Origin of the sequence: Bordetella tumulicola (assembly GCF_965138755.1) — a bacterium.
Classification (GTDB): Bacteria; Pseudomonadota; Gammaproteobacteria; order Burkholderiales; family Burkholderiaceae_B; genus Bordetella_A; species Bordetella_A tumulicola.
The window spans coordinates 963,335-987,922 of sequence record NZ_CBCSFP010000001.1; the positions used below are offsets into that span (position 1 = coordinate 963,335).

At 59.5% G+C, this 24,588-nt stretch carries 23 protein-coding genes; 14 read left to right on the top strand and 9 right to left on the bottom strand.

What is annotated here, in order from left to right; translation table 11 throughout:
• Nucleotides 1–40: 40 nt before the first annotated feature.
• The 3 genes from ACNAZS_RS04460 to ACNAZS_RS04470 form a co-directional block, all read right to left on the bottom strand.
• Nucleotides 41–712: a TetR/AcrR family transcriptional regulator gene (locus ACNAZS_RS04460; protein ID WP_415786543.1), complete on the bottom strand. Its 672-nt coding sequence runs from the start codon at nucleotides 710–712 to the stop codon at nucleotides 41–43.
• Between the two features lie 63 nt (nucleotides 713–775).
• On the bottom strand, nucleotides 776–1,585 hold the full coding sequence (locus ACNAZS_RS04465) for an IclR family transcriptional regulator (protein WP_415786545.1): 810 nt from the start codon (nucleotides 1,583–1,585) through the stop codon (nucleotides 776–778).
• The gene (locus ACNAZS_RS04470; RefSeq protein ID WP_415787071.1) at nucleotides 1,578–3,707 is read right to left on the bottom strand and encodes an acetate--CoA ligase family protein; all 2,130 of its coding nucleotides are present in this window, start codon (nucleotides 3,705–3,707) and stop codon (nucleotides 1,578–1,580) included. Before ACNAZS_RS04470 ends, ACNAZS_RS04465 begins: the two co-directional genes overlap by 8 nt.
• A 215-nt stretch (nucleotides 3,708–3,922) precedes the next feature.
• Here ACNAZS_RS04470 and ACNAZS_RS04475 point away from each other — a divergent pair, with 215 nt between their 5' ends.
• The 6 genes from ACNAZS_RS04475 (at nucleotide 3,923) to ACNAZS_RS04500 (ending at nucleotide 8,505) form a co-directional block, all read left to right on the top strand.
• Nucleotides 3,923–5,071 (top strand): acyl-CoA dehydrogenase family protein, encoded by a 1,149-nt coding sequence (locus ACNAZS_RS04475; protein WP_415786547.1) that lies wholly within the window; start codon nucleotides 3,923–3,925, stop codon nucleotides 5,069–5,071.
• Nucleotides 5,068–6,219, top strand: coding sequence for a thiolase family protein (locus tag ACNAZS_RS04480; RefSeq protein WP_415786549.1), 1,152 nt, complete (start codon nucleotides 5,068–5,070; stop codon nucleotides 6,217–6,219). Before ACNAZS_RS04475 ends, ACNAZS_RS04480 begins: the two co-directional genes overlap by 4 nt.
• A 1-nt stretch (nucleotide 6,220) precedes the next feature.
• Complete coding sequence (locus tag ACNAZS_RS04485; RefSeq protein WP_415786551.1) at nucleotides 6,221–6,643, top strand: Zn-ribbon domain-containing OB-fold protein; 423 nt, start codon at nucleotides 6,221–6,223, stop codon at nucleotides 6,641–6,643.
• Nucleotides 6,640–7,062 (top strand): hypothetical protein, encoded by a 423-nt coding sequence (locus ACNAZS_RS04490; protein ID WP_415786553.1) that lies wholly within the window; start codon nucleotides 6,640–6,642, stop codon nucleotides 7,060–7,062. The genes ACNAZS_RS04485 and ACNAZS_RS04490 overlap by 4 nt, the downstream gene beginning before the upstream one ends.
• Nucleotides 7,062–7,445 (top strand): MaoC family dehydratase, encoded by a 384-nt coding sequence (locus ACNAZS_RS04495; protein ID WP_415786555.1) that lies wholly within the window; start codon nucleotides 7,062–7,064, stop codon nucleotides 7,443–7,445. The genes ACNAZS_RS04490 and ACNAZS_RS04495 overlap by 1 nt, the downstream gene beginning before the upstream one ends.
• Nucleotides 7,446–7,530: 85 nt before the next feature.
• Nucleotides 7,531–8,505 (top strand): Bug family tripartite tricarboxylate transporter substrate binding protein, encoded by a 975-nt coding sequence (locus ACNAZS_RS04500; protein WP_415786557.1) that lies wholly within the window; start codon nucleotides 7,531–7,533, stop codon nucleotides 8,503–8,505.
• 104 nt (nucleotides 8,506–8,609) lie between these two features.
• On the opposite strand, the gene ACNAZS_RS04505 is transcribed toward ACNAZS_RS04500, so the two are convergent.
• Nucleotides 8,610–9,554 carry a LysR family transcriptional regulator gene (locus ACNAZS_RS04505; protein WP_415786559.1) on the bottom strand — a complete coding sequence of 315 codons (945 nt, stop codon included), beginning with the start codon at nucleotides 9,552–9,554 and terminating at the stop codon, nucleotides 8,610–8,612.
• A gap of 173 nt (nucleotides 9,555–9,727) precedes the next feature.
• Between ACNAZS_RS04505 and pxpB the strand changes: the two genes are divergently transcribed.
• The 3 genes from pxpB to ACNAZS_RS04520 are packed head-to-tail and all read left to right on the top strand — an operon-like array spanning nucleotide 9,728 to nucleotide 12,220.
• On the top strand, nucleotides 9,728–10,438 hold the full coding sequence (gene pxpB / locus ACNAZS_RS04510; RefSeq protein WP_415786561.1) for a 5-oxoprolinase subunit PxpB: 711 nt from the start codon (nucleotides 9,728–9,730) through the stop codon (nucleotides 10,436–10,438).
• Nucleotides 10,435–11,439: a 5-oxoprolinase subunit C family protein gene (locus ACNAZS_RS04515; RefSeq protein WP_415786563.1), complete on the top strand. Its 1,005-nt coding sequence runs from the start codon at nucleotides 10,435–10,437 to the stop codon at nucleotides 11,437–11,439. Before pxpB ends, ACNAZS_RS04515 begins: the two co-directional genes overlap by 4 nt.
• 10 nt (nucleotides 11,440–11,449) lie before the next feature.
• Complete coding sequence (locus ACNAZS_RS04520) at nucleotides 11,450–12,220, top strand: LamB/YcsF family protein (protein WP_415786565.1); 771 nt, start codon at nucleotides 11,450–11,452, stop codon at nucleotides 12,218–12,220.
• A gap of 1 nt (nucleotide 12,221) precedes the next feature.
• On the opposite strand, the gene ACNAZS_RS04525 is transcribed toward ACNAZS_RS04520, so the two are convergent.
• The 4 genes from ACNAZS_RS04525 to ACNAZS_RS04540 all read right to left on the bottom strand — a co-directional run bounded on the left by ACNAZS_RS04525 (nucleotide 12,222) and on the right by ACNAZS_RS04540 (nucleotide 17,075).
• Complete coding sequence (locus tag ACNAZS_RS04525) at nucleotides 12,222–13,685, bottom strand: N-acyl-D-amino-acid deacylase family protein (protein ID WP_415786567.1); 1,464 nt, start codon at nucleotides 13,683–13,685, stop codon at nucleotides 12,222–12,224.
• 73 nt (nucleotides 13,686–13,758) lie between these two features.
• A complete protein-coding gene (locus ACNAZS_RS04530) occupies nucleotides 13,759–15,372 on the bottom strand; it encodes an ABC transporter substrate-binding protein (protein WP_415786569.1) in 1,614 nt (537 codons plus the stop codon).
• A 142-nt stretch (nucleotides 15,373–15,514) separates the two neighbouring features.
• Nucleotides 15,515–16,156 (bottom strand): TetR/AcrR family transcriptional regulator, encoded by a 642-nt coding sequence (locus ACNAZS_RS04535; protein ID WP_415786571.1) that lies wholly within the window; start codon nucleotides 16,154–16,156, stop codon nucleotides 15,515–15,517.
• A complete protein-coding gene (locus ACNAZS_RS04540; protein ID WP_415786573.1) occupies nucleotides 16,143–17,075 on the bottom strand; it encodes a DUF6963 family protein in 933 nt (310 codons plus the stop codon). Before ACNAZS_RS04540 ends, ACNAZS_RS04535 begins: the two co-directional genes overlap by 14 nt.
• 305 nt (nucleotides 17,076–17,380) lie before the next feature.
• Here ACNAZS_RS04540 and ACNAZS_RS04545 point away from each other — a divergent pair, with 305 nt between their 5' ends.
• The 5 genes from ACNAZS_RS04545 (at nucleotide 17,381) to ACNAZS_RS04565 (ending at nucleotide 22,977) form a co-directional block, all read left to right on the top strand.
• On the top strand, nucleotides 17,381–17,941 hold the full coding sequence (locus tag ACNAZS_RS04545; protein WP_415786575.1) for a tripartite tricarboxylate transporter TctB family protein: 561 nt from the start codon (nucleotides 17,381–17,383) through the stop codon (nucleotides 17,939–17,941).
• A 2-nt stretch (nucleotides 17,942–17,943) separates the two neighbouring features.
• Nucleotides 17,944–19,455 carry a tripartite tricarboxylate transporter permease gene (locus ACNAZS_RS04550; protein ID WP_415786577.1) on the top strand — a complete coding sequence of 504 codons (1,512 nt, stop codon included), beginning with the start codon at nucleotides 17,944–17,946 and terminating at the stop codon, nucleotides 19,453–19,455.
• Nucleotides 19,452–20,474: a tripartite tricarboxylate transporter substrate binding protein gene (locus tag ACNAZS_RS04555; RefSeq protein WP_415786579.1), complete on the top strand. Its 1,023-nt coding sequence runs from the start codon at nucleotides 19,452–19,454 to the stop codon at nucleotides 20,472–20,474. The genes ACNAZS_RS04550 and ACNAZS_RS04555 overlap by 4 nt, the downstream gene beginning before the upstream one ends.
• Nucleotides 20,475–20,535: 61 nt before the next feature.
• Entirely contained in the window at nucleotides 20,536–22,524 is a 1,989-nt protein-coding gene (locus tag ACNAZS_RS04560; protein WP_415786581.1) for an oxidoreductase, read from the top strand.
• A 27-nt stretch (nucleotides 22,525–22,551) separates the two neighbouring features.
• Nucleotides 22,552–22,977 carry a GlcG/HbpS family heme-binding protein gene (locus ACNAZS_RS04565; protein ID WP_415786583.1) on the top strand — a complete coding sequence of 142 codons (426 nt, stop codon included), beginning with the start codon at nucleotides 22,552–22,554 and terminating at the stop codon, nucleotides 22,975–22,977.
• Here the strand turns inward: ACNAZS_RS04565 and ACNAZS_RS04570 are convergent, their stop codons facing one another.
• Nucleotides 22,978–24,423 (bottom strand): GAD-like domain-containing protein, encoded by a 1,446-nt coding sequence (locus ACNAZS_RS04570; RefSeq protein ID WP_415786585.1) that lies wholly within the window; start codon nucleotides 24,421–24,423, stop codon nucleotides 22,978–22,980. It abuts the gene before it with no gap.
• Between the last annotated feature and the right edge of the window lie 165 nt (nucleotides 24,424–24,588).

The following is a 24,588-nucleotide window of genomic DNA, read 5'->3' on the forward strand; positions in this document are numbered from 1 at the left end:
CCTTTGAGTTGTTCAACGACGATGATGAGTGTGGCCAAGGCTAGGCCCCGGACAATCCGTGTGTGACCAGTTTCCGGTAAGCCTCGACCACCCAATCCGGCACATCGTCTCCTGCGCTATCGTCCTGGTTGGCGTAACGCCCCAAATACAGGCGGGCCCCCATCAGCACAAACGCCACGACCTCGAGCTCTTTCTCGGAATAGCCGGGGATCTCGCCCCGTTCCCGCCCTTTCTTGAAAAAGCGCATATAGCCTTCCATGACCATATCCAGATGCGCCTGGTAGGCCTTGGGGGCAAAGCTGGGGGCTTCGTTCAGGATGCGAAAAAAATGGGGGTGAGCCTTGAGAAATGAAAAGAACCCGCGAAACCCCAGTTCTTCTCGCTCGAGCAAGGTTTTGCCCTGCTTGGTGCATTCGCCCACGTGCTCCAGCATGCTCTTGCCCAAGGTAGGCAATAGCTTGTCCAGAATGTCCTGGCGGGAATCGAAATGGTTGTAAAACGTGCCCTGCGCAACCCCCGCGCGTTGCGTAATCAGGGTAATGGACGCATCCTGATAGCCGCGCTCCCCGACGATCTCGCCCGCAGCATTGAACAAGGCCTCGCGGATCAGCCGGCCCCGCTCATTGCGTGAGCTGCCTTCGCGCCAGTCCTGAGTCGCGGGCGGCGGTGCCGGGGGATTGATTTTTTTTGAGGGGCGGCCTCGAGTAGCCATGGCAATTAATGAACAGTGATTCACACATCACCAATAATGAGCTACCTGAGGCGTCTGGTCAACCTACGACGGGCTTTTTCTCCACACCGCGCCACCCGACTTGCCGCCGGAGATGGACAAACTGGCTTCGTGGCAACGCTCCCGCAGGTCTTCGCCCAGAGATTGAATGGCCGACGGCGAAAACCGTGCGGCGATACCCACGGCGCTGATGGCCATCAATGGAATTTGATGTTCGTCCAGAATGGGCGACGACACGGTGGTAATACCTTTTACGAAATGCCCCTCGTCCGTCGCGTAGCCGATCTCGCGCACGTTTTCGACGTCGCGCATGTAGGCCTCGAAACTCGGACCGTCTTCCCAGCGCAACCCACTGATATTTGTTCGCAGCTCGGCCGGCGATAGCGTCGAATAGGCGGCCATGCAGCGGCCCAGCGCCGCAATGTACATAGGCAGGCGCTGGCCAATGCTCAGATGTACCCGCATGGTGGCCCCGCTTTCTGCCAGATCGACCAAGACCACGCGGTCATTCGTCGTGCGTTGCCACAGCGTGATCGTCACGCGATGGCGGCTGGCGAGCTCCTGCAAATGCGGGCGCAGCAGGCGCACATACGAGGCTTGCTCCAGAGAGCCTTTGGCGAGTTCGACCAAACCCAGCCCCATGCGATAGGTCTTGGTATCCTCATCAAAATTCACCAGACGCTCTTGCACGAGGGTCTTTAGCAAGTTAAAGCAGGTGCTGGAGTTCAGGTCCAGATCCCGAGCGATCCGCGTCACCCCCAGCGGCGTCGTCGCGCTCGCCAAATGGCGCAGAATGCTGATACCGGCGCTCAGCGCACCGACTTTTTTTTCGGGCGATGCGGGTGCCTCAGCCATGAGGCGTCACCAATGCATCCAGCGCCCAGGCTTGATCACCCCGCACGGCCAAAGGGTTGATTTCCAGTTCTGTCAACGGCTGCTGTACAAACCACGCGCACAGTTGCGCAACGCGCGCGGCCAGTGCCGGGACATCGGCAGCGGGCCGGCTGCGGAAACCCTCAAGCAGTCGACCGATCCGCAATCCACGCAGCATGACTTCGACATCATGGGCCGACAGCGGCAAGAGCCGACTCACCACATCAGGCCACAACTCTGCCTCGACACCGCCTCGGGCCAGTGTCAGCGTCGCGCCAAATCGTTCGTCCATTCGCAGCCCCAGCAATAACTCGTGATCAAACGGGATCATTTCCTCGACCAGCACCCCTTGACTATCGATATTCAGTTGCTGACCAATGGCTTGCAATCGGCTGATCGCCGCACGCAGCGCATCCGCATCCCGTATCGGCAAAATCACGGCGCCCGCGTCACTTTTATGCAGTAAATCGGACGATTGTAGTTTGGCCACGAGTGGATACGAAAGCCCGTTGATTGTGCCGTCAGGCGAAACACGGATCTCCTCGTCGCTGGCGATCAATTGCCCACACGGTAACGCAATCACCGGACAATGGCGCAACCGTTGTTTCCCGTCCCATTCCGAGATGGGCCGGCCCGCGGCGCGCTGTGGCGCGTCGTTGGGCGGTGGCAGCTTCACCGCCATAGCGGCTCGCTGCCTGTCGCGTACTTGCAAAGACTGCGCGATGGCGCGCATCGCCTGGGGGATATCGAGAAAAACGGGGATGCCTTTATCTTCCAGCGCACGAATGCTGGATTCCAGCGCGCCAATCCACACGACAATGATGGGGCACGCAATCTCGCGGCGAGCCTCGGAGAGTTCGCGCACAAAGACATCCGCGATGCTGTGCATCATGCCGATGAACAAGACAATGCCGTCAATGCCGGGATCCGCCCCCAGCGCGCGAAAGGACGCGCCGATCATTGCCGTGTCTTGCAGCACGTTGCCAGTGATATCGAGCGGATTGGCCGGATGCACAAAGGCAGGCAGCACGGGCGTGAGCGCATCGACCGTGCTCGCCGACAAAGCCGGTAGCGCCAAGCCCAACGATTCGCACGCATCGGCGATCAGCACCCCGGCCCCGCCCGACACGCTCATCACGGCCAGCTTGGGTCCGAGCGGCGTCGCCCCGCGCAGGAAAATGCGGGCGGCGTCCATCATCTCCGTCAAGCTGTCGACCCGCAGCGCCCCGTATTGCTGCAGGCAAGCGTCATATAACGCATCGTCACCGGCCAACGCACCGGTATGAGACGCCGCCGCGGCCGCCCCCGCCTGAGAGCGTCCCGATTTGATGGCGATCACCGGTTTGCCCGCGCGCGCCGCGCGCTGCAAGGCATGGCGAAACGCATCCGGACGCCGAATGTCTTCGATGTAAAGTCCGATCACCTCAGTCCCGGGATCTGAGGCCAGAAAGTCGATTGCTTCGGCCGCATCGACATCGCACTCGTTGCCCGTCGTGATCCACTGACCGGCGCCTATCCCGGAACGCAGCACGATATCGAGCCAATACGCACCTAACGCGCCGCTTTGGCTCACGAACGAAAAACGTCCCGCATGCAGCTTGCTGCTTTCCACCGCCGTCGTGAACGACGCAATCAAACCCGTATGGCTATTCGCCACGCCGAGACAGTTCGGGCCCACAATCGTCACGCCGTGCTCGCGCGCCAGCGCGCCGAGGCGCTCTTGCATGCGGCGGCCCTCTTCGCTCAGCTCGGCGAATCCGGATGAGAACACCACAAACGCCTTGACCCCCGCGGCGACGCCCTCGAGCACAATGCCTTCGACATGTGCACTGGCCGTCCCGATGATGACCAGATCAACGGGCTGGCCTATCGCGGACAGTGAGGGATAACACGGCAATCCCTGAACCTCGGTGCGCGACGGGTTAACAGGAAACAGCTTTCCCTGATAGCCGCTCGCCAGCATGTAAGCCAGTGGCCTGCCGGATATCTTCGAACCATCGGCGCTCGCCCCGACGATCGCGACACTTTGCGCGTTAAGCACACTGGCCAGGCGATGAACGGAGGGTGCAGCCGATGCAGGCGTAGCAGGCTGTTCCGGCTTGATCGAGGCAGCAGATGACACGTGAGGCGTCCTTATCAGAGGTGGCGAAATCTCGATGATGATCGCCTAGTCGTAGAATTTTATTCTATATAAAGAATTTCACTTACCCAAGTCGAATTTTTCATCGCTTTATTTATACGTATAAACCCTATATCTAAACAGTTCTTTCGAATGATAAATTCTCTATATAGAATTTTATTCTTGAAACGAGATATTCGATGAGCCTTGATTTTTCCTTTTCGCCTGAGCATGAAGCCGTGCGCGATACGGTCCGCCGCTTGTGCCGCGAGGAGCTTGCACCCCTCGTCGCCCCCGCCGAGGAAACCGAGACCTTCCCCAAACAGGTATTCAAGCGCTGGGGAGAGCTGGGCTTGTTTGGTGTGCGTTATCCGGAAGCCGACGGCGGCAGCGGCCTGGACAAGGTCAGCGACTGCATCGTACGTGAGGAGCTGAGCTACCTGAGCCAGGCCTTTGCCACGAGTTGGTCGGCTCACTCGCATCTGGGCATCTGGCCCATCTGGAAAATTGGCACCCCCACGCAAAAACAACGGTACTTCGAGCCGGCGTTGTCGGGAGAAAAAATCTCGGGCTTTGGTCTGAGCGAACCGGATGGCGGCTCGAATATCCGCGCGATGAAAACACGGGCGGACAAGGTGCCGGGCGGCTGGAAGCTCAACGGCAGCAAGCTCTATATCACCAACGCGCCGTTCGCGGATTTTCTGTTGGTGGCCGCGCGCACCAGTGCCGAACTCAAGCCCGAGGCCATTAGCCTGTTCATTGTCGACCTGCCCAATCCCGGATTCGATATCCACAAACTGCGCAAAGAAGGCATTCGGTCCTCTGAGACCGGGCTGATCCATATCGAGGATGCTTTCGTCCCGGATGACTGCCTGCTGGGTGAAGTCACAGGGACCTATCCCGTCATCCTGGAATGCCTGAGCGAAAACCGCGTCGGCGTTGCCGCCAACGCATTAGGCATGGCCCGCGCCGCCCTGGACGCCGCGCAATCGTATGCCAATGATCGCATCGTCGCCAACAAACGTATTGGCGACTACCAGGCCGTAGCGCACAAACTGGCGGACATGGCCGCGCAAGTCGAGTCCGCCAAATGGATGGTGTACTACGGCGCCTGGCGCGTGGATCAGGGCAATCTGGACACGGCCACCGCCGCCAAAGTCAAGCTCATCGCCACGGAGACTGCCGTGCAGGTCAGCGAGCAGGCCATTCGCATTCTGGGTGGTGCGGGCATCATGTCCGAGTACCCCGTGAGCCGCATCCACCGGGATGCGCTGGTCTATGTCATCGGCGAAGGCACCAGCGACATTCAGCGCAACATCATCGCGCGCCAGATGGGTTTTAAACCATGACGATGAACGCCTTTATCACCGGCGTGTACGACACGGCCGTGGGCGAGCTGCCCGGCAGCAGCTGCATGTCTTTACACGCGCAGGCCGCCATGGGCGCCATTGACGATGCCGGCCTGCGCCTGAGCGACATCGACGGCGTTCTGTGCGCGTACTCCTTTACCGAACCGCATCTGATGTTGGGCTCGGTATTCTGCGAATATCTGGGCATTCATCCCGGCACGTGTTTCGCCATTCAGGCGGGTGGCGCCAGCGCCTGCATCATGATCATGCAGGCCGCGGCCCTTGTCGCCAGTGGCCAGTGCAATCACGTGCTGGTGGTCACGGGCGACAACCGGCTGACCGGCCTGTCGCGCGACGGTGCCGTCGCCGCGTTGTCCGAAGTCGGGCACCCCCAGTTTGAACGGCCCTTCGGCATCAGCGTACCGGCGTCCTACGCGCTCGTCGCCCAGCGCTACATGCACGAGTACGGGACGACCTCCGAGCAATTGGCCTCTATCGCGGTGGAGCATCGCCGCCACGCCGCTCGACACCCCAAAGCGCATCTTCGCACCCCCTTGTCGGTCGCGGATGTCCTGGCCTCCAAGAAAATCGCCGATCCGCTGCACATGCTGGACTGCTGCCTGATTTCCGACGGTGGTGCCGCGTTGGTGGTCAGCAGTGCCGCCGCCCATCGCGACAGCCCGAGCAAAGCCGTAGAGATACTGGGCGCGGGACAGGGCCACACCCACGAACACATCATCAATGCCCCCAGCCTGGTGGACTTTGGCTGCAAGGCCTCATCGGCCGCGGCCTTCGCCCGCGCGGGCGTACAGGCCAAGGACATCGATGTCGCGCAGATTTATGACTCGTTCACGATCACACTCGCCGTGGAGCTGGAGTCCATTGGCTTTTTCCAACGCGGCGAGGCCGGTGTTGCAGCCGCGACCGGCCAACTGGGGCTGGGCGGCGCCCTGCCCTGCAATACACATGGCGGCCTGCTCTCGTATGGCCACTCCGGTGCCGCGGGCGGCATGTTCCATGCGGTCGAGGCCGTCCACCAGCTGCGTGGCCACGCCCAGGAACGCCAAGTCGCCGATGCACATCTGGCATTCGTTCATGGCGATGGCGGCATTTTGTCGGCCCATTGCTCTCTGGTTTTAGGAGCCTGATATGACAGCGACGCTGGCTCGTCCCCTGCCTCGGCCCGATGCACAGACGCGTCCTTACTGGGACGCTTGCGCGCAGGGACAACTTACGTATCAGTCCTGCACGCGGTGCGGGCGCGTGCAATTTACTCCGCGTGCCTTGTGCGAACAGTGCCAATGCACGGATTTGGGCTGGCATCTGTCCGAACGCATCGGCACCGTCCTCACGTTTACCACTGTGCATCGCGCACCGTTGCCGGTATTCAAGGCCATGACGCCCTACGTGATTGCGCTCATCGACATGAAGGAAGGCTTTCGTCTCATGGCCAACGCGACGGCAGACGTAAGCCAGAAAATAGCCATTGGCAGCACAGTGCAGATTGGTTTCACTGAGGTAAATGGCATGACGTTACCCATCGTTCAATCCCTTATCGAGATGCCACGATGACTATTCCCCACTCGCCTCGAAAAGTTTTTCTGTTCGATGATTTTGTCCCGGGTACCGTGCTGGGAGAAGGCACCGAAACCTATGACGCTGATCAAGTAAAGCGCTGGCAGTCGCTCTTTGGCAATACCGACGCCGACGGTGCATCGGGCCCGGCCGAACAAGCCAGCCTGGCCACTGTGATGATGATGCGGGCGTACCTGAACATCGTCGCCCCCCGACCGCCGGGCAACATCCATGCAGGCCAAAATCTGAATCTTCGTGGGCTGCCACGGCCGAGAGAAACGGTACGGCTGGCGGTGCGCTGCATCGATAAGGCACTGCGCCGAGAACGCCGTTTTGTTGAACTCGGCGTCACCTGCAACGGCGACGATGATCGAGACATCTTCTCGGGAAAACTAACCCTGATATGGGCAGCGTGATGACCGAACCCACCCCTCCCACAAGTTTTAAGACGGCTACGCTGCTCATCACCGAGCAGGCCATTCGCACCTATGCGGAATTGACGAACGACTTCAATCCGCTGCATCTGGACAGCGACTTTGCGGCACAAACCCCCATGGGTCGGGTGATCGCGCACGGCACGCTGTCTTTATGCCTGCTGTGGCAAGCCGTCTATCGAAACTTTCGAGCCGCCGACATCGCGTCGCTAGAACTTGATGTCCGGTTTATCAAACCGGTCTTTATCGGCGACTCGATCACTGCGGGGATTACCCCCAATGCGGATACGCCAGGCGGCTGGCGGGTATGGGTCCGCAACCAGGATGGACAAGATTGCGTCGCAGGAGAAATGCGCTTTTGCTAACGCGACCATGCCGGCAGAAAACCGTTTATTCACCGCAGAAAACTTACAGAAGACCCAAAAAAACACTAAAACTCGGAGACAACTGATGCCCTTTATTTACCGCTCACTGCTGCTATCCATCGCAGGTCTTGCCGCCTGCATCCTCCCCGTACACGCCCAGACCATTCCTGAGGGCAAGCAGGTGCGCATTATTGTTCCCTACTCCGCCGGTGGCACGTCCGATATCCTGGGCCGCAAGCTGGCCGAGCAACTCAGCAAACGACTGGGCCGTGTCGTCATCGTAGAAAACAAGGCTGGCGCAGGCGGAAGCATCGGCACCGAAGCCACCGTCCGTGCCGCCCCCGATGGCACCACGATCTTGCTGCATAGCGGCGCCATTGCGACCGAGCCTGCCATCAAGGCCTCTCTGCCGTATGACGTGACCAAAGATCTGGCCGCCGTCACGACCGCAGTGCGCGGACCATTTGCCTTGCTGGTCAACAACAACGTGCCAGTCTCGAGCGTCGCCGAACTGGTGCAATATGCCCGGGCGAATCCCGACAAAGTGAATTACGGCACACCCGGTGTCGGCACATCTGTGCACTTTGCCAGCGAGTACTTCAAGTCCGCCTCCCAGGCCCCGTTGACGCATGTCCCCTACAAGGGTGCGAGCGCCGCGCTGACGGGCCTGATGGGCGGCGAAGTCCAGGTCGTGATCGATCCCTTGGCTACCGCAAAGAAGTACGCCGAAGCCAGTAAAGTCAAAGCCTTGGCCGTCACCACCAAAGACCGCACGGATCTATGGCCTGAAATGCCGACAGTCGCCGAGTCCGGCGTTCCCGGCTTCGACTCCGCCGTCTGGTACGGACTATATGTGCCCGCCAAAACGCCAGCCGCCACGGTTAATCTGTTAAACGAAAATTTCGTCGCCATTTTAAAGTCACCCGAGATGCAAGAATGGCTGACCGGCCAAGGCCTGGAAGCCGTCGGTAACTCTCCTAAGGAATCTGGCGAGCAACTGGTGACGGAAATCCAGAGTTGGAAAGATCTGGCCAAGACCGCCGGCATTCAGACGCAATAACATCGTTCCTATACAGGCGTCGTACAACCCCGTATGTACAACGTTACAGGAAGCCTCCTGGGACCGGGCTCTGCCCGGTTCTTTGCCTCGTTTTCAGGGCGACCCTAAGCCGGATCGTGCGCCAATATCCACTCCTGCCCGGCGCGCTGATTCACGCTCTGCGCAGCCACATGGCACGAACGCCGGGCATGCTGAAACACCTCATGCACCGCCTTGGTCGCGCTGCGCCGCGCAAACAGCGACATGCTGATAGGCAGGGGCGTCGGCCAGTCCTGCAGCACCAAACTGCCTTCCTGAAGCTCTTTCAATATAAAAGCAGGGGGGATAGCAGCTACGCCATAACTGTTTTGCAATAGCTGCAAAATGGACTCTACCGATGGGAAGTTCTCGATTTTGACCTCTTCCAACCCACGGTCGGCAAGAAACGTCTGCAAATTGGCGTGCGGCAACGAAAACCGCGAAAAGGTCAATACACGCAGATCTGCCAGGCTGGACAAGTCGAAACTCGGCTTGCCTTGTGCAAGGGCTGGCGAGGACACCCATGCCAAGGGATAGTCGCAAACCCCGCACACCATGTAGTCCGTCGAACCAATAGCCGGCAAGAACGGCATATCCTGAATCATCAGATCGATTTTTTTCTGCGTAAAGAGATCTTGCAAATTCCGCGAGGTGTCGACCGTGACAGCCAGCGATATCAATGGAAACTCGGCCGTAATGTCCTGGATCAATTGGCTCAACCACGTCTTCACGACCGTTTCCACCACCCCCACGTGCACCGGACCCGCGCTGGGCTGGTCATTACGCGCCAGCATGCGGATGGATTTCTCGAGATGGAGAATCTTTCGAGCCTGCTCCACGACCTGCTCACCATGGACGGTCAGCTTCAGCTGCCGCGAACTGCGGTCCAGCAAATGCAGATCGAGATCGTCTTCCAAATTGGCGATGCGCTGCGACACCGCCGTCTGGGTGACGTGCAGCGCCTCGGCCGTTTCACGAAAACTGCCGACACGAGCCAGCACAATGAGGGTTTCCAGAAAGCGGGTATTCACGTAGCTATCCCATTAGGTGCATCCCGATCAAACAGACACAGCAGACTTGGCAAAGCCCGCCTCAAGAAAATGTTTTCTTGCAACTCCAAAAAAACTCGTTTGCCAAGGCTGGTGTACTGACAGGATTATCATTATCCCACCATCGCCCACGCATCGACGCCACGACCTCCCGCATGACAGAAATCCTAAGTGAAGAAGCCCCTATCACCGTGCCCGCTGCGTGCACCCCTCGCATGCACGCAGCGGGCGCGGGCGGTGTTTATATGGATTGCGGCGGGGCCGCTATCGACATGGACGTACAGGAACGCATCTGGGCAATCGCCGAACACCTGCGCGGTTCGGCGGCACTACCCGGCATTCGTGAAATCGTCCCGGGGGTCAACAATCTCCTCGTCCTGTTCGACCCGTTACAACTCAACCCCGAGATGGCGCGGGAACACATACTGGCGCTCTGGCAACACACCACACCCGCCAGCCTATCGCACAAAACGCTGAATATCCCCGTGATCTACGGCGGAGAAGATGGAATCGATTTACCGCAAATGGCCGAACAAGCCGGCCTGAGCATCACCGATTATGTCGCTCTACACAGCAGTGCCCACTATCGCGTGGTGTGCATAGGCTCCACGCCCGGCTTTACGTATCTGTCGGGCTTGCCCGAACGCCTGCATGCGCCACGCCGGTCCAGTCCGCGCCTGCGCATCCCCAAAGGCTCGGTCATCATTGGCGGCGTACAGGCCGGCATCATGCCGGGCGATGCCCCGTCCGGTTGGCACATTCTTGGCCGCACGATACTAGAGACCTTTGATGCGCAGCGCGAGCCTGCCTGCCTGCTGGCCCCCGGCGATGTCGTGCGCTTCATTGCGCAGGAGATCAACCTATGATCCAGATCATGACCTCTGGCGCCGTCAATCTGATTCAGGACGAGGGACGGCACGGCTACATGCATTTGGGCGTTTGTACCGGTGGCGCGATGGACAGCTTGTCGCTGCGCTATGCCAACGCGTTAGTCGGCAATGCACCGGACGCCGCGGGGATCGAGATTGTGCTTTTTCCATTCAAAGTAAAATTTGAACGTGACACCGTCTTTGCATGCACGGGGGGCGACGGCCGCATCGAACTCGACGATCAAGTGCTCGCCCCGTGGTGGCGCGGCCACGCCAAGGCCGGCCAGATACTCACCCTGCATCGCCCCAATCGGGGCCTGCGGCAATACTTGGCCGTGTCAGGCGGCATTGACATCGCCCCCGTACTGGGCGCCCGAGCCACCGATCTGAAATCCGGTTTCGGCGGGCTCAATGGCCGCGGCCTGAAACGCCTGGATCGATTGCCGCTAGGGCAACCCCACGGCGATACCATCGCAACAGGGTCGCTGGGTTGCATCCCCAAAGCGTTGCCCGGCCTATTGCGCCAGTTGCATCGAGGGTGTGTCACCGTGCGTGTGATTCCCGCGGCCGAGTTCAGCGAATTCACACCGGACTCCATCAAACAGCTATTCACGTCGCCTTGGCAGGTCACCGCCGATGCCAATCGCCAAGGCTATCGTCTGCAAGGAGAACACTCCTTGAGCATGACAGAACGACGCGAGCTCTTGTCCCACGGCATCGTTCCGGGCACGGTCCAGGTTCCGCCCGCCGGGCAACCCATTATCCAGCTAGCCGAGGCCAACACATGCGGCGGCTATCCCAAAATCGCAACTGTCATCGAGGCCGATCTCTGGCGCCTGGGCCAAGTCCCCAGTGGTTGCGCGTTGAGATTCGAACATGTGGATATCACTACCGCCGTCACCGCGCTACGCGAACAAACCAACGACCTGCAGGCGTTAAACGACAACCTTCCTCTTATGGCCAACCGACGCCGACACGCCGGGCGGCCGATTTCCTAAGGAGCAACGAATGGCAATCAAAGGCACTTCCGTAGACCTGAATTCCGATATGGGCGAAGGCTTTGGCGCCTATCGCATGGGGGACGATCCGGCCATCCTGAAGATCGTGACCTCCGCCAATATCGCCTGCGGCTTTCACGGCGGCGATCCGGAAATCATGGCAAGTACATTTACCCAGGCCAAGGCATTGGGCGTAACGCCGGGCGCGCATCCAGGCTACCCGGACCTATGGGGTTTTGGCCGTCGCGACATGGTTTTTTCCCCCGAGGAAATCGAACGTCTGATCGCCTATCAAGTCGGCGCGGCGCTAGGGGTCTCCACCTACGCCGGCCACCCCATCAAGTACGTAAAAACCCATGGCGCCCTGGGCCATCAAACCTACCATAGCGTGGAAGTTGCCACGGCAGTCTGCCGCGCCGTCAAAGCGGTAGACCCCAGTTTGATTCTGCTTTCTATCGCCAATGGACAACAGGACAAGATCGCCCGTGAGATGGGTATCCCATCCAAGGCGGAAATCTATGCGGATCGAGGCTACGACGAGGCGGGCTTTTTGATCTCTCGCAAGCTGCCTGGTGCACTGTTAAAAGACGCCGACCAGGCCGCGCAGCGCATTTTGCGCATGCTGGAAATGGGGGGTGTGGAAACCGCCAGTGGCAAATACCTGACGACCCCCATCGATTCGATCTGTGTGCATAGCGATACACCGGGCGCGATCGACATGGCCAGCCGAGTACGCGCCCGACTCGAGGACGCGGGCGTCACTGTCAAAGCTTTTGCCTGACTTAACGTGGTATTTCGCCGCCCCGACGCAGCACCTGCCCGGGGCGCGCGCCACTTGCTCGCCCGTCCTGCCACACCACGGCACCATTGACCAACACCGTATCGATACCGATGGATGGGGCGATGGGCTTGGCAAACGTCGCGGCCTCATCCACCGTCTCTGCGTTGAACAACGTAATGTCGGCATAGGCGCCTTCGCGCAACACACCACGATCGACCAAGCCAAAGCGATCGGCCGTCAAGCCGGTCATTTTATGCACGGCCTTTTCGAGGGTAAACAACCCCAGGCCACGCCCGTAGTGACCCAGCACGCGCGGAAAAGTCCCCCATAGTCGCGGATGGGGCTGCTCGTCATGCGGCAGTCCATCCGAACCAATCATCGTGTCGTCGAATTGCAGGATGCGCTGCACATCGGCATCGTCCATCCGAAAATAAATCGCCCCGGCCGGCAAGAGCCGTTCGACTGTCTGCTCTACCGAACATCCCAGTTCCCGCGCGAGCTCATCCAGATCACGGCCAGCGTACTGTGGCAGGCTTTTAGACCAGGTCACCAGCGTGCGCGACGCGCTGAGGGCATGCTTGTACGTCAAGATAGTGGACGACGCCGAATAGGGATAACAATCCAGGCAGACGGGCTGCTGCTTCATGGCCTCGCTGATGCGTTGCAGCGTCTGCACCGAACGGCCATAATTGCTCGCGCCCGCCAGCTTGTGATGCGAGATCACGACCGGCACAGACAACTCGCGGCCGATGCGAAATGTTTCCTCGAGCGACGCCATGATCTCGTCGCTCTCGTCCCGCATATGCGTGCAGTACAGCGCGCCGTACGTAGTCAACGGCCGACAGACCTCGATGATTTCTTCGGCAGTGGCGGCAAAGGCCGGCGCATACGCCAGTCCGGTCGACACGCCGATGGCGCCGGACGCGAGAGCCTCTTCGACATGGCCGCGCATGGCGGCGATCTCCGCATCATTGGCGGGACGCGAAAGATCATCCATCGTGATCACGCGCAAGGTCGAATGGCCGACCAGCATGGCGCAGTTGGTCGCCGCGGGCTGATCACGCAGCGCTTGCAGATAGTCGCCGTAGCGCGCATAGCGATACCACTCGCCCGTGTTGTCCAACAGATCCAGTGGCGGCGTGATCGTCGCCGGCGCGGGTTGCGGCATGGGCGCCAAAGAAATCCCGCAGTTGCCGCCTATGACGGTGGTCACGCCCTGGCTGACCTTGGGCACCATCTCGCCCGCGGACAACATGACACGGTCGTCGTGTGTATGCGCGTCGATAAACCCGGGGGCCGCCACCAGCCCCCGACCATCGATGTCCTGGCGGCCGGCAGCGCCGCCGAGATCGCCCAGACGCGCGATCCGATCGCCATTAATACCAATATCGCCATCGAAACGGGCCGCGCCCGTCCCGTCGACGATTTCCACGTGACGGATCACGACGTCATAAGTAGGTTGCATAATCAGCACCTTATATAGAAACAAGGTAGAAACAGCACTGCGTCATGGCGTTGCCATGACGTATCGACGTTCCTTATTTATCTGCTTTTTCGATATTCCAGAACACCGTCACGGGCGACTCCATCACGCCGCTCAGCTTGGTACTGTACGCTGCGGGAATCGAGAACTGCCCCAGCGGCATGACCACGCCTTCGTCGATCGCCAGCTTCTGGATCTGTGCCGCGATCTCCTTGCGCTCGGCCGGATCGACCGACTTGGCATACTTCAGCCGCAGGGCTTCGATCTCCGGCACGTCGGGCCATCCGGCCCACGATTTGCGGCCCGACGCGGCCAGCGTGGTGTTGCCAAACGGATCGCCACTGGTCGCCAGGATGCTGTAGGTGGAAAAGATATTCCAGCCACCTTCCGACGGTGCCTTCTGATTGCTTTGCTGGGTCACCACCGTCTGCCAATCCATCGGCTTCATATCGACCTTGAAACCCGCCTTACGCAGCGCCGCTCCGATCACGACCGGCTGGGCCGAGAGCATAGCGATATCGGTTGGCTGCAGCAGTACGACGGGCGTCCCGTCGTACTTGGCCTCTTTCAGCAAGGCCTGGGCCTTCTCGATCTTCGCCGGCACGATCCAGTCGGCGCCATAATTATTGGCGTTCGGGTTACCGCAGCCCATGACCGCCGGGCACGTCTTGTAGTAATCCGGATTTCCGACCAGCGCCTTGAGCACATCCTCTTGCGCGACGGCCGCCATGGCCGCCTGACGCACAAGCTTGTTATCGAACGGCGGGTACAGGTGATTAAAGCGGAAGTACGTCCAAGCCCCCAGCTTATCCAACACCGACACCTTGATATCGTCGCGACCCTCCACTAGCGGCAACAGATCAAACGGCACCTGCTGAATGAAATCGACCTCGCCATTCTGCAAGGCATTCAGAGCGGTCATCTGATCGGGCATGCCGATCCACTCCACACGATCGACCTTGACCGTCTTGCCCCCCGACGTCCAGCTCGATTTCTCGCTACGCGGGACATAGTCGGTATTTTTCTCGTAGACGACCTTCAGCCCCGGCTTGAACTCCGAGGTCACAAACTTGAAAGGCCCCGAGCCGATGTACTCCGTAATCGGCGTAGCGGATGACGTCTGGGCAATGCGTTTAGGCATCATAAAGGCCGGCCGCGAGCTGAGCTTGGACAAACCCTCGAGCAACAGCGTGGTGGGCTCTTTCAGCTTGACCTCAAACTGCTTGTCGTCGATCACCGCGATGTCGGCGACCATGGGCATCAACACCTGGCCCGTGGAATCCACGCTGGCCCAGCGCTTGATCGACGCCACGCAATCCTCGGCCTTGACGGGTGCGCCGTCATGCCACTTCAGGCCTTCACGCAGCGTGAAGGTATAGGTCTTGTTATCGTCCGAGACCGTCCAGCTCGCCATTTGCGGATGAATCTTGAAATCGGCATCCACACCCAACAGCGTGTCATAGATCATGTAGCCATGATCACGCGTCAGGAATGCGGTGGTCAGGATGGGATCCATCACACGCAGGCCCGATTGCATCACCACGGTGACCGTCGAGGCCTGCGCGTTCACGCCGGCCAGCAGCGTGCTGGCCAACAAGGCCGCGGAGGCGATGCCGCGCCACGATTGCGGGAGCGATCCCTGCAGCAAATGCGTCTTGAATATTGTCATGTTTACCCCTGATTCAGTGATTAATACGATCTTCGTCAGCGCTGTCGTATGACAGGTGTGGATCTGTTCGGACTTTCAAGGTAGAGCGTGCCCACAGTTCATCGATATTGCAGCAGCCGGGATGTGCTTGAACATCCCGGTGTCATGTAGCGGGCCGGCTGACCGCTTCTAATGCGTTAAGCGACTCAGTTTTCAAATTTTCGGGCAGACTTTGGATCAGTGTCTCCAGCGCCCCATCCAGACGGTCCCAGCCCTCATTCGTGCGCAGCGGCACGCCAAGAAAATGACTCTCTGTCTTGGATCGCAGCATCAGATACAGCACACCCGCCAGCATGATGCTGACGGTCGCCGGCACATCGGCCTCTGTCGTCAAACCGTCCACGCGATCAATAAACCCGCGCGCCGCCCGTTCACGGCGCTGCGCCAATTCCGTCGTGATCGCATTACGCTCAATCAACTCCCAACGGCGCACCTCGCGTAGCGATTCGTTGTTCGCCAGTGCGTCTATCTGCGCACGCAACATTTCCAATATCAGCGCCGCCGGCGTGCGCTGGCTCGACTCGTCGTCTTTCAGCAGCTCCGATCGCCCCGTCCAAAAATCCTGCTCTTTCATCCAGGCCAGCATCAGGCCCGGCATGCCGTCGAAATAGCGATAAATCAGTTCTTTACTGACACCGGCACGCTTGGCGATGGCATTAATGCCGACACCGCCCATGCCGGCCTCACGGATTTGATCGTCGAGGGCTTGCAGAATCTGGCGCTCGGTTCCTTCACGTCGCGACATCGTCCGTCCTCATCAGTAGCGTGTGTTGCGCCAGCTCGGTCAGAGGCGCGGCGATGCCATCGCCCAAATCCGCATAGAGCTCGGTCGCTACATGGCCCAACAGCTCGCCATCACGGCGCACTTCTGCGCCCAGATACACCACTGTGGCTCGCCGATTCAGCGACGGCACATGCGGATCCGCCGACTCCAGCCGCACGATGTCGCCGTTCTCGTCAACGTGCACGCAATCCCGCGCGGCCGCGAGAATAGGTACGCCGCGCGTCAGCCTGAGAAATTGCCACGCCTCGGCACGCTCGTGCAGATGACTCCAGGCTAACTCGGCCAACCTTTCCGACAGATCCGCTGACTGTTCAGCAAAAATGGAATTGTGCAGCAGCGCCAAACGGCCTGTCGCATCGATGCGCTGCGCGGCCCCTTGATCGGGGCGACGGCCCACACGCGCGCTATTGCCCCATCCCAATGCACCATTGGCCGTCACAGCGATCAGTCCGGCATCGACCTCCGCATGGGCGGCCAGCACCTCGTTAATCGCGTCCTGTGGTCCCTGGCCCGCCGCCAGGCGATCCAGCACTGCCTGGTTCAAAGGGGCACCGTCCTGCCCTGCCCGGTTCGGCAGGCGATGTCCGGTGACCAGACCCAGTTGTGACGCACCCGGCAGAAACTGCACCAGCGGCTCGGGTCGGTCAGGCCCACTGGAGATCATCGCCGCAACGCGCGCATCCAGCCATGCTGACGGGATGCCCAGTTGACCTACTCCCCCCTTTTGCGTCACGCGATGATGCAGCTCACCCTGCGCATCCAGGATGGCCATCACGGCAAAGCCCCCAATGGCGCCCCGCCCCAATAACTCTGCGCCCAACACCGCGGCACGCACGGCCGCCCCGGCCCGTGGGCCACTGGCGGCGACTCCAATGGTCATCCCTGAATTCCCCTGGTTGAGCGTGATGCATAGCTCATCGTTTTAGCGATGTGACCAACTGGTCACATCACGAGAATCCTACACCCGGGTGATATGGAGAAACAAGAATTCAGGAGTAGGTAATAACCCGATAAGGCACGTCTCAGAAACGTCCCACCAACGTTTCATCAACGTTCCATGCAACAAAGAAAAGGATAGAGAAAAAAACAAACCCTTTCTAATTCAAGTGCTTATAAAACAGAAGACAGATGGCATAGAACTTGCTTTCACGGCTAGATACAACATAACTATCCCAGAGAGACAAAATGGCAGCACATTCCTCGCCGGCACTTCCGGAGGACAACAAGCTAGCAAGCGACGATCTCCACGCCCCCGGTTGGGTCGACACCGCTGGACGGCGCATCTCAATATCGAGACTTGAGCCCTGGATCGATATCACCTGGATCGTCATCGGCTTGATCCTGTGCCTGTACGCGCAACGTTTGGGAGTGTGGGGAATGTCAGGGCCGGACTCTGGATTTTTCCCAATGCTCGCTGGCGTCATTGTTTTAGCTGGCGGCATTGCCCAGTTGTTGACAACAACGCGGCGACGGCACAGTGCGGAGGATTTGCCGTTCTGGGACAACGCCGGCGCGCCGAGACGTGTACTCACACTGCTAACAGGCATCGTCGCGCTGATATTACTGACACGGTATGCCGGTTTCATCGTGGCTTCGCTGACCATGCTGCCGTTTCTGCTTCGTCAAGTCGAGAAACGCAGTTGGCTATACGCCATCACGGTCGCTGTTATTGCCACCATCGCGGTGCATGTGTTGTTTGTCAAACTGCTCGGTATGCAGATGCCGCGCGGTCCGTTGGGGTTCTAAGCATGGAAGCCTTCGACGGATTACTGACGGGCCTGGGCGTTATCCTGTCGCCCGAGAATCTTTATTACTGCGTGATCGGCAGCATCATCGGCACGCTGATCGGGGTATTGCCGGGTATCGGGCCGTTAGCGGCACTATCCCTGCTCATGCCGGTGACATTCACGCTTACGCCCGTGGCCTCCATTGCCATGCTGGCAGCCATGTTCTACGGCGCAATGTATGGTGGCTCGACAACCTCCATCCTGGTGAACATTCCAGGAGAAGCGGCATCCGTCGTCACCTGTCTGGACGGCTACCAGATGGCCCGTAAAGGCAGAGCCGGCGCCGCACTCGGCATGGCCGCCATCGGCTCGTTCGTGGCCGGCACGCTCAGCCTCGTGGCGCTCACGTTCTTCTCGCCCATGCTGGCAGACGTCGCATTGCGTTTCGGCCCACCCGAGTACTGCGCCCTGATGGTGCTGGGCCTCATCTGCACCATCCTGATGATCCAGGGATCGGCCGTAAAAGGCATCATCATGATCGCCCTTGGTTTTGCGTTCGGCGCTGTCGGACTAGACACGGTCAATGGCACCGAACGGCTGACCTTCGGTCTGCCAGAACTCGCGGGCGGGATTGATCTTGTCGCCGTGGTCATCGGCCTCTACGGTATTTCCGAAATTCTCTTCAATGTCGAACAGTTGGCAAAGAATGAAATAGTGCAGGGCCGCATTCGTGACCTGCTGCCCAATCGCCAGGATTGGGCGGCGTCATGGAAGCCCATCATTCGAGGCTCGGGCCTGGGTTTCTTGCTGGGAGTCGTCCCGGGCGGCGGGCCGGTGACTGCGTCCTTCATGTCGTACGCCTTGGAACGGCGCATCGCCCGAGACCCGTCGCGTTTTGGGAAAGGCGCCATTGAAGGCGTTGCCGGCCCGGAGTCGGCCAACAACTCGGCCGTCTCCAGCGGCATGATTCCGCTGCTTACCCTTGGGCTTCCGGGCAATGCGGTGACCGCCTTGCTGATGGGCGCCTTGATCATCCAGGGCGTACAACCCGGCCCCACGATGATCAGCCAACACGCCGACGTGTTCTGGGGAGTCGTAGCCAGCATGTACGTCGGCAATGTGGTCCTGCTGATTTTGAATTTGCCCATGATCGGCCTCTGGGTCCAATTGCTACGCGTGCCCTACGCCATCCTCTTCCCGGTGATCCTGCTATTGGCCGTCGTCGGCACCTACTCCACCAATAAAAACTTCTTCGATCTCTGGGTGATGTTCGGCTTCGGGGTGTTCGGCTACGTATTGCGCAAGTTCCGCTACGAGATGTCGCCGTTCGTGCTGGCGCTCGTTCTTGCCCCGTTGCTTGAGCAATCACTACGCCAATCACTCGTGATGTCGCCCGAAGGCGCCGCGATTTTCATCAACAGGCCACTCACAGCCACATTGTTGATGCTGTCGTTATTACTCGTGCTGATCATCGTCGTCGGCAGAGTTGGCAAAGTGTTTTTCAAAAGAGCAAACCTAGGAGACAAACCATGAAAAAACTGATTACCGCGTTCGCGACTGTCGGCGCCCTGTGCGGCGCCCTGCCCTTTTCTGTTAGTGCCGCCGACGATGCGCGTACACACATTCAAAGCATCAAGCCAGCGGATTTCCCCTCTGATCCTATCGAGGTCAATGTGGTCTACCCGGCTGGCGGCGGCATGGATATCAACGCTCGCCTGGCAGCAAAGTATTTCGAAAAATGGACCGGTGCGCAGGCCATCGTCAATAACCGTACCGGAGGCGCTGGTCTGGTTGGTCACACGTATTTAGCCAATCAGGCCTCCAACGACGGCTATACCGTCGCCGTCATCGCCAATCTGATCTTTGCCGATTCCATGCTGCGCGCAAAAGGTCGGTGGGACTACAACAAGCTCGAGCCCATCGCATTTCTCAACTACGAAGGTATCAACCTGGTGGTGTCGGCCGATGGCCCCTATCGCGACAAAAGCCTCAAGGAGCTGGTGCAACTGGCCAAGGACAAGCCGGGGACCGTGCGCATCAGTATGCTGCCTGGCACCATGTTCGAGTACATGGTCGAGCAGATAGAACAAGTCTCCGGCGCAAAATTCTTGAAAGTGCCGTTCCAGGGCGGTGCCCCCTCCATCACCGCCGCGTTGGGCGGCAACGTCGACATCGCGCTGGGCTTTTACGGGGAGATTCGCAGCTTCCTGGCCGCAGACAAACTCAAACCCGTCGGCGTATCGAGCGCCGAGCGCTCGCCCTTCCTGAAAGATACGCCTACCGTCAACGAGTCATTGGGCCGCAAGGATATCGTATGGGGAGCTACACGCTGGGTAGCCGTACCCACCGGTGTCGCGCCCGAGCGCAAAGCCTATCTGGCCGCGGGTTTCAGTGCCGCGGCGCAGGACCCCGAGCTTCAGGAAGAGTTTCGCAAGCTAGGCACGATCGTCGATCTATCTCTGGACTCGCCAGAGAAGATCAAGACGCATCTGGACGAACTGGCCACGATGGAACGCGAGTTTTATAAAAAGACCGGCCGACTCGAGCAGTAATGTTGTCAAGCGCGACGCGCTTGACCTGCGCGCCGCGCATTGTCTCGATTACGGAACAGACATGCAGACCCAAACAGATTCCGCCCTGCTCACGCCCCTGAACTTGTCAGGGCAGCGCCTGCGTAACCGCGTCGTGCACACCTCGATGAGCACCTACATGGCTAAGGAGGGCCGCAGCACCAAACGCCTCATCCGCTATTACGCCAATCGGGCACAAGGTGGGGCGTCGATGATCGTGACCGAGCCGTTATCAATGGCTCAGCACCAGGTAGCCTGGAGCCGACCTCGTGTCTACGACGACACACAGTGGGATGATTTCAAGCGTTGGGCCGAGGCGGTTGAGATCCATGACAGCCGGCTGATTGGCCAGATCCAGGATGGCGGCCGCGCACGCCATGAGGCAGGACGCACGTTCAGCGCCATCGGACCCTCACCATTGCCCGACGACTTGAGCTGGTCCATGCCCTATGTGCTGAGCGCCGATGAGATTCGTGGACTGATTGAAGAATTTGCGCAATCGTCACGGCGGCTTCAGCAATGCGGATTCAGCGGTGTAGAGCTGTCCTCAGCGCACGGCCACCTGTTTCACCAGTTTTTATCCCCTTGGGCAAATATCCGCGATGACGAATACGGCGGGAGCTGGGAGGGCCGTACCCGCTTCGTTGCCGAATTGGTCAGCGCCATCCGGGCAGAATGCGGCGACGCCTTCATTATCGGCCTGAAATTGCCCGGCGATGATGGCGTAAACGGAAGCATCGGCCCAGAAGAGGCAGCCACCATCGCCGATCTGCTGACCCGCACGCAACAAGCCAGCTACGTATGCTTTGCACAAGGCGCGCACGCAAAATCGCTGGAAATGCACGTACCCGACCGCCACGGTCCCCCCATGCCCTACATGGACTTGATACGCCGTCTCAAATCCTCGACTAACGGTATTCCCGTGATGGCATTAGGCCGCATCACTGATCCTGCCGAAGCAGAAGGAATCCTCGAGCGTGGCGAGTCAGAGCTGATCGGACTAGGCCGTGCCCTGCTGGCCGATCCCGCCTGGCTACCCAAGGCGCTAGCAGGCAAAACTAACGACATCCGCTATTGCGTATCCTGCAACACCTGTTGGGATACCATCATCACGCACAATCAGCCGTTGGCCTGCATCAACAACCCTCGTGTCGCGGATGAAGCCGAAGTGAACTGGTGGCCCAAACCAGAGGCAATGACCCGACGCATTGTGGTCGTTGGCGCTGGCGTAGCCGGCCTGGAGACAGCTTGGGTGGCGGCCGCTCGTGGTCACGAGGTCATCGTCCTGGGTCGTTCAGCCGAAATCGGCGGCAAAGCCCGGCTGCGCGCACAGCTACCCGGCGGAGAAACCATCACCAGCGTCTACGATTACCAATTCGTCGCTGCGCAGCGTGCCGGCGTCCATTTCGAACTGGGGGTGGAGGCCGATCTACAAACAATTCTCGCCCACCGCCCCGACATTGTGGTGCTGGCAACCGGGGCATCCATGTTCGTCCCTCAATGGATTCCACGCGACATCGCCGAAGACGGCTTGATACCGGATTTCCACGATGCTCTTTGGGAACTAGTACGCCATACGCAGAAACAGCCGGGAACCGCGGTCATCTATGACATGGACCACACGGAAGGCACCTACGCTGGCATCGAGCTATTAGGCAGACTCTTCGACCGCACCGTCGTCGTAACACCACGCGAGAGCATTACACGTGAGGTGTCCGTCGTCGCACGTCAAGGAATTCTACGGCGCTACGCACACTTACCTATCGAGGGAATCACGTTGTCCGAGCCCGTCTGGAGCGACGCCTTTGAGTCGGGCGCGCTGGAAATCCGCAACATCTACACCGATGCGCGCCAGACGATAGATGACGTCGCATTCCTGTCCTATTCCACCCCCCGCGTGCCCAACAAGCAACTAACCGACGCCCTGCGCGCAGCAGGTCTCGACGTCCATCTAGTGGGAGACGCACGTGCCGCACGCAACATTCTCGCCGCCACCGGTGATGGTCACCGACTCGGCAACTCACTCGTATAGCCTTTTGTAGACCTTGGAGAAAAACGCATGTCCAGCACCAGCATTACGACCATTGACGACACCACCGCCCTCATCGCCACCCAGGCCGCCGCCGAAAAGGCCCGCTCGCTCGGGCTAGCCATGAGCATTGCCGTCACCGACACAGCGGGTCATCTCAAGAGCTTCTTGCGCATGGATGGCGCATCGCTCATTTCGCTGCAGATCGCCCAGGACAAAGCCTACACCTCGTCCGCCACGGGCTTGCCCACGCACATGTGGCACGAGTACATCAAAGAGGATGCGCCGCTTTTGCACGGCATTGTGCACACACCGAGATTCATCGTCTTTGGCGGAGGATTTCCGATCAAAGAGAATGGCAACGTCATCGGCGCCATCGGCCTGAGCGGAGGTCATTATTCTCAGGACATGGAATGCGCCCGCGCCGCGTTGGCTGCGATATCTGCTGAGGAATAATCACGCGTCCGGCGAACGCGTCGTCAACACGTCGCCGACGGCCGGGCCATGCTTAATGGCGCCGTCTTCCCCACGCTGGTACTTGATGCCTACTTGGCAGGCATGCGGCGCCATCTTCCAAATCCAGCCAATAAGTTCCCGCCCGGTCTCGTTGGGCGAATACAGCGGCATATTGAAGCGCAAGCCGTCGTCCTCCCCGAGATCAAGCGTGCACATGACCGTCCCTTCGCCCTCCTCTTCATCATCGAGGTTCGGTTCGGCGACGTGCATGATCGTCGGACGTAGCGGCTCGGCGGGGATCAGCGCCTGCAGCACGCGAGGCAAGTCTGCCAATGGCGGCGCCACACGACCGTCATAGGGTTCGTCAACAAAGGCATCCTCAAAGCTCACGCGCCGAAAATAATATTCACTATCGCCCATCACGTCGCGGCCGCCTATCGCGGTTGCCATATTTCCCAGCGCATCCTCTCGCAGCAACAATGTAGTCTCGCCGGAATGCATTACCACCAGGCGCTCATCATTCGCATCGCTGCCCGAAGAATCCGCATGCAGAACAATATCGAGCGCAACCGTTTCGTCACCTTCGGCATTGCGCGAGACCCGGTAAGCGCCACGATAACCCCGCACATCTATGCGCTCGAATGTCTGATAGTGGATGCGCCAGAACAGCAAGCGATACTGACCATCCGGTTGCAGCGCCAACAATCGGTGCCAGTCGCTATGTGACGCCAAATACAGACCGGAGAGTCCCGGCGTCGTAGCAACGTCTGCAAACAGAGAACGATGTGTACCGGGAAGCGAATCGGCGACCGTTGTCGGTGCCTCCTCGACGGGCTTAGGAGCATCCACGGCATCACGCAGGCGACGGTGCGCGTCGAGAGCATCGACCTTCACGATCTGCAGCATCTGCATGGAAAACAGTATTTGATTCACTTCATAGATTTCGCCCGGTGCGAGCGGGCCGCACTCTTTTCGAGCAGACCGCACCAGCGACGGATTCACGATCTCCGCCAGAAGATCCTGCTGGCAAAGGTTTTTGTTGAAAAAATCGTCCAGACTCCACGCCAAAACACTCGTTTCTTTCGACACGGGATCGATGCAGACCACATCCTCATCGGTGGGCGTAACGTTGCGGTAGTACAGCAGCGTGCCGAAAGGAGTCAAGGCGATAGGAATGCGCCGTACCGCGTCGGGTGGCGACACTATCCATCGATCCAACACCGGCTGCCAGACGCGGGGATCGATCAAGGTCAGCGGCAAAGCACCATAAAGCCCGAGGCCCTTTCGGCGCCAGAGTTCGAGTAGGCTCGCAGGGAGCAACTCCTCATACGCGGCGACGAGCTCGCCGGGAGCGGGTGAAACCTGTCTCGACGGAGGATGCTTCTGGACAAAGCGTTCAAGGGCGATTCGTCGAAAAGAATCAAACACTCGGCCAAGCAAGCGCATGCGCGGATCTCCAGATATGGCGGGCTTACCATCTACTCTGGACATCATCGTACTCGACAGCACGAGACGTTATCCTGAGGCACATAGGTAGCGGACTCAAAAGGGTCACGGCACTACCCTATCCTGCATGACACCACGACAACCCGGCCGGTAAACGAGGCCATC

Coding starts and splice junctions, on each gene's coding strand:
- ACNAZS_RS04545 (WP_415786575.1), top strand. CDS start 17,381: ATGGCAGCACATTCCTCGCCGGCACTTCCGGAGGACAACAAGCTAGCA.
- ACNAZS_RS04490 (WP_415786553.1), top strand. CDS start 6,640: ATGACTATTCCCCACTCGCCTCGAAAAGTTTTTCTGTTCGATGATTTT.
- ACNAZS_RS04550 (WP_415786577.1), top strand. CDS start 17,944: ATGGAAGCCTTCGACGGATTACTGACGGGCCTGGGCGTTATCCTGTCG.
- ACNAZS_RS04540 (WP_415786573.1), bottom strand. CDS start 17,075: ATGACCATTGGAGTCGCCGCCAGTGGCCCACGGGCCGGGGCGGCCGTG.
- pxpB (WP_415786561.1), top strand. CDS start 9,728: ATGACAGAAATCCTAAGTGAAGAAGCCCCTATCACCGTGCCCGCTGCG.
- ACNAZS_RS04555 (WP_415786579.1), top strand. CDS start 19,452: ATGAAAAAACTGATTACCGCGTTCGCGACTGTCGGCGCCCTGTGCGGC.
- ACNAZS_RS04565 (WP_415786583.1), top strand. CDS start 22,552: ATGTCCAGCACCAGCATTACGACCATTGACGACACCACCGCCCTCATC.
- ACNAZS_RS04530 (WP_415786569.1), bottom strand. CDS start 15,372: ATGACAATATTCAAGACGCATTTGCTGCAGGGATCGCTCCCGCAATCG.
- ACNAZS_RS04465 (WP_415786545.1), bottom strand. CDS start 1,585: ATGGCTGAGGCACCCGCATCGCCCGAAAAAAAAGTCGGTGCGCTGAGC.
- ACNAZS_RS04500 (WP_415786557.1), top strand. CDS start 7,531: ATGCCCTTTATTTACCGCTCACTGCTGCTATCCATCGCAGGTCTTGCC.
- ACNAZS_RS04460 (WP_415786543.1), bottom strand. CDS start 712: ATGGCTACTCGAGGCCGCCCCTCAAAAAAAATCAATCCCCCGGCACCG.
- ACNAZS_RS04480 (WP_415786549.1), top strand. CDS start 5,068: ATGACGATGAACGCCTTTATCACCGGCGTGTACGACACGGCCGTGGGC.
- ACNAZS_RS04495 (WP_415786555.1), top strand. CDS start 7,062: ATGACCGAACCCACCCCTCCCACAAGTTTTAAGACGGCTACGCTGCTC.
- ACNAZS_RS04535 (WP_415786571.1), bottom strand. CDS start 16,156: ATGTCGCGACGTGAAGGAACCGAGCGCCAGATTCTGCAAGCCCTCGAC.
- ACNAZS_RS04515 (WP_415786563.1), top strand. CDS start 10,435: ATGATCCAGATCATGACCTCTGGCGCCGTCAATCTGATTCAGGACGAG.
- ACNAZS_RS04570 (WP_415786585.1), bottom strand. CDS start 24,423: ATGCGCTTGCTTGGCCGAGTGTTTGATTCTTTTCGACGAATCGCCCTT.
- ACNAZS_RS04475 (WP_415786547.1), top strand. CDS start 3,923: ATGAGCCTTGATTTTTCCTTTTCGCCTGAGCATGAAGCCGTGCGCGAT.
- ACNAZS_RS04560 (WP_415786581.1), top strand. CDS start 20,536: ATGCAGACCCAAACAGATTCCGCCCTGCTCACGCCCCTGAACTTGTCA.
- ACNAZS_RS04525 (WP_415786567.1), bottom strand. CDS start 13,685: ATGCAACCTACTTATGACGTCGTGATCCGTCACGTGGAAATCGTCGAC.
- ACNAZS_RS04520 (WP_415786565.1), top strand. CDS start 11,450: ATGGCAATCAAAGGCACTTCCGTAGACCTGAATTCCGATATGGGCGAA.
- ACNAZS_RS04485 (WP_415786551.1), top strand. CDS start 6,221: ATGACAGCGACGCTGGCTCGTCCCCTGCCTCGGCCCGATGCACAGACG.